We start from the raw sequence: 3401 nt of genomic DNA on the forward strand, positions 1-3401 counted from the left end.
CCGCATTTATGCGTCGGGCGAGATTATGTGGCGGAGCCGCCCTGACGCCCGTCAGGGCCGGCCAACCCAGCTTGCCTCCGCCACATAATATTTCGTGTCTCTCTCACGGGCGCGGGATTCCCCTGCGCCGCAATGTCGGAGGGGCAGGATGCTCGAGTTCTATTTTTCGTATCGTGGGGTGCTCAAGCGCCTGCGTAGCGGTGCGCTCGGTGGCGAGATGGATCGCATCGCGAAGCATTTTTTCACGCTTGGTTACAAGCGAGCGTCCGCCAAGATTTACCTGAGCCGCATAGCGCGCTTTAGCCAGTTTGCCGGGCCGCGCAGTGGTCCGATGCCGATCCATCAAGATGTCATCGATAGCTATTTATGCACGTTTACTACGGATACTCCGCGCATTGGGGCAGGATCGGCGCTTGGACACGCACGGCGAGTGGCTCCTGAGCGTTTCATTGTTTCCGTTCCAAGTGTAGAGGATGATCCGGTTGCCCCACTTCTGGCTTCCTTTTCGGACTATCTGCGCAGGGTGCGGGGCCTGGAGCCGAAGACCCGCGAAGGCGTTCTTCTGGGCGGCCGCCGCTTTCTGGATTGGTTCCGCCATCACCATCCCGGCCAAGACCTCGAGGCGTTGACGGCTGAGCACGTCCTCGCCGCCGTTGAGCATCGGCTGTCGCTATCGGCGACCTCCGCCACCCGCACGGCGGCGATTTCTCACATCCGAACATTTCTTCGGTTTTTATGTTGGGCTGGCCACCATGAACAGGATCTCGCCCGCGTCGTCCCAAGGACGCCTCATTGGCGTTTGGCGCATTTGCCGCCGCGCCTTGCATGGGATGACGTTCGGCGCGCAATCGATGCGATCGGCGCAACGACGCCAGTCGACATCCGCGATCGAGCCGTCCTGTTGCTACTCGCCACCACGGGCATTCGCAACGGCGAGCTTCGCGCCATTCGGCTGCAGGATATCGACTGGCGTGCTGGCGAGGTTTTTGTCCGGCGCACCAAGGGCAAGCGTGATCGGGTGGCACCGCTCCTCGAGGAGACCGGCGCCGCGCTCGCCGACTACATCCTGCGCGCTCGACCGAAGGTGGATAGTCCGTATCTGTTCCTGTCCTTCACGCCGCCCGTAGGACCGTTCAAGTGCGCGTCGCCTGTTTCGAGGATCGTGCGGAAGCGGTTGCGGCATGGCGGGGTCGAACTCGGGCGGGTCGCAGGTGCGCATCTCCTGCGCCACAGCCTTGCCACCCAACTCGTCAGGCAGCGAAGGCCCATCAACGAGGTCGCCGATCTTCTCGGGCACCGGAGCATCAACACAACGGCGCTGTACGTAAAGGTCGCGGCCTCGCAGCTCGCCGAGGTCGCACTCCCTTTTCCGGGAGGCGTCGCATGACCGCCTTTGCCCGATTCCTCGGCGAGAAGGCCGAGCGTTACATCGAACTGCGCCGCTCCCTCGGCTACGCCTTCAGCAAGCAAGCTGGCACGTTGCGGGCTTTCGTCCGCTACGTTGAGCGCGCTCAGCTCGATGCGCCCGCCACCCGGACGATGGCGCTGGATTTCGCCTTGTCGTTCGGCGGCGCCGCCAACAGCCGCGCCACCCGTCACGGCGTGCTTCGCCGATTCTACGAGTATCTCGCTGTCTATGACGTCCGAACCGAGGCCTTGGAGCGCAGAGCTTTCCCCAGATCCAGAGCGATTCCGCCTCCGCGTATTCTCAGCGAGGCTGAGTTGGCGTCGCTCATCGACGCATGCGCCCGCATTTCGCCAGGCACCCCGCTCAGAGGGCGGACGATGGCGACGCTAATCGGGTTGTTGGCGAGCTCGGGGCTGCGATCGGGCGAAGTGGTCAGGCTTGACCGTCCCGACGTCGATCTGGCCAACGGGGTGCTCCTCGTTCGAAAGACGAAGTTCCGCAAGGACCGTCTCGTTCCAGTTCACACGACGACCCAGGCAGCGCTTCGTCAATATGTGCGTGAGCGCGATGTTGCTTTTCCCACACCCAAGGACCAGGCCTTCTTCCTCAGCTCCCGAGGCAACCGCCTCTCGGCGACCGGCCTGCAAAACGGTTTTGCTGAGGTCCGCAAGCTCGCCCATCTTGATGGCGGCAAGCCGTTAAGGCCGCACGATCTCAGGCACCGGTTCGCTGTGACCCGCCTCAGCCTCTGGCACCAACAGCGTGCAGACGTTCAGGCGCTGCTGCCTTTGCTCGCCACATATCTCGGTCACGCCAGCTACAGCGATACAGCCTACTACCTCACTGGCTCGGCGGATCTTCTCGCCATTGCGGCGGAGCGCGCCTTCCTCGATGGAGGTGCAGCATGAGCGAACATTTGCTCCTGGCGCCGCTCCTGGAGTCCTACTTTCGCCGGCGCTTGACCAAGCAGCGCAACGCGACTCCCGCGACCGTGGCCAGCTATCGCGACGCCTTGCGCATGCTGATCCTCTTTGCCGCCGCCCGGTTGCGGAAGAAGCCGGCGGCGTTGGCGCTTGAAGAGCTTGATCGAGACCTCGTTCTCGCTTTTCTCGACGAGCTCGAGGAGAAGCGGAACAATTCCGTCGCCACGCGCAACGCACGCTTGGCCGCGATCCGATCTTTCTTCCACCACGTCGCTGCCGCCGACCCGGCGTCCTTCGGCGTCGCCCAACGCGTGCTGACGATTCCCATTAAACGGACGCACATTGAGGTGACGTACCACCTCACCAAGGCCGAAGTGGACACCCTCATCGCGGCGCCCGATGCAAAGACGCCCCGTGGTCGGCGCGACCGAGCCTTTCTGCTCTTCTTGGCACGGACCGGCGCCCGGGTCTCCGAAGCCACCGGCGTCAACGCAAACGATCTTCAGTTGGAGCGGTCGCACCCGCAAGTGCTGCTGCGCGGCAAGGGGCGCAGAGACCGCGTCGTCCCTATTTCCAAGGACCTGGCGCGAGCGCTGACGACCTTGTTGAGCGAGCGCGGGATCACCCATTACGAGCCGCGACCGATATTCGTCGGTGCCCGCAACGACCGCCTGACTCGTTTCGGAGCGACCCATATCGTGCGACGTGCGGCCGCCGAGGCCGTGGCTATCAGCCCGGCCTTGGCCGACAAGCCCATATCGCCGCACATCCCTCGCCATGAAGCTTCTCCAGTCCGGCGTGGACCTTTTGACGATCCAAGCCTGGCTCGGGCACGCACAGGTCGCCACGACCCACCGCTATGCCGCCGCGGATGTCGAGATGATGCGCAACGGACTCGAGAAGGCGGGCGTCGCCGGCGACTACGGCGTGCGTTTCCGACCGAACGACGCCGTTCTGCAACTGCTGAACAGCATCTAAATATTATGTGGCGGAGGCAAGCTGGGTTTGGCCGGCCCTGACGGGCGTCAGGGCGGCTCCGCCACATAATCTCGCTCGACGCATAAGAATGG

The 3401-nt window shown here is 63.6% G+C and carries 3 protein-coding genes; all 3 read left to right on the plus strand.

The window, feature by feature from the left end:
* Positions 1-148 precede the first annotated feature (148 nt).
* The 3 genes from NKG60_RS32055 to NKG60_RS32065 are packed head-to-tail and all read left to right on the plus strand — an operon-like array spanning position 149 to position 3350.
* Complete coding sequence (locus NKG60_RS32055) at positions 149-1387, plus strand: site-specific integrase (RefSeq protein WP_352976677.1); 1239 nt, start codon at positions 149-151, stop codon at positions 1385-1387.
* Positions 1384-2316 carry a tyrosine-type recombinase/integrase gene (locus NKG60_RS32060; protein WP_352976679.1) on the plus strand — a complete coding sequence of 311 codons (933 nt, stop codon included), beginning with the start codon at positions 1384-1386 and terminating at the stop codon, positions 2314-2316. The genes NKG60_RS32055 and NKG60_RS32060 overlap by 4 nt, the downstream gene beginning before the upstream one ends.
* A complete protein-coding gene (locus tag NKG60_RS32065) occupies positions 2313-3350 on the plus strand; it encodes a tyrosine-type recombinase/integrase (protein ID WP_502912357.1) in 1038 nt (345 codons plus the stop codon). The genes NKG60_RS32060 and NKG60_RS32065 overlap by 4 nt, the downstream gene beginning before the upstream one ends.
* The last annotated feature ends 51 nt before the right edge of the window (positions 3351-3401 follow it).

Origin of the sequence: Mesorhizobium sp. M1428, assembly GCF_040317515.1 — a bacterium.
Taxonomy (GTDB): Bacteria; Pseudomonadota; Alphaproteobacteria; order Rhizobiales; family Rhizobiaceae; genus Mesorhizobium.

Bases quoted from the DNA above. Each gene is read 5' to 3' on its own strand.
- NKG60_RS32055 (WP_352976677.1), top strand. From the start codon at position 149: ATGCTCGAGTTCTATTTTTCGTATCGTGGGGTGCTCAAGCGCCTGCGT.
- NKG60_RS32060 (WP_352976679.1), top strand. From the start codon at position 1,384: ATGACCGCCTTTGCCCGATTCCTCGGCGAGAAGGCCGAGCGTTACATC.
- NKG60_RS32065 (WP_502912357.1), top strand. From the start codon at position 2,313: ATGAGCGAACATTTGCTCCTGGCGCCGCTCCTGGAGTCCTACTTTCGC.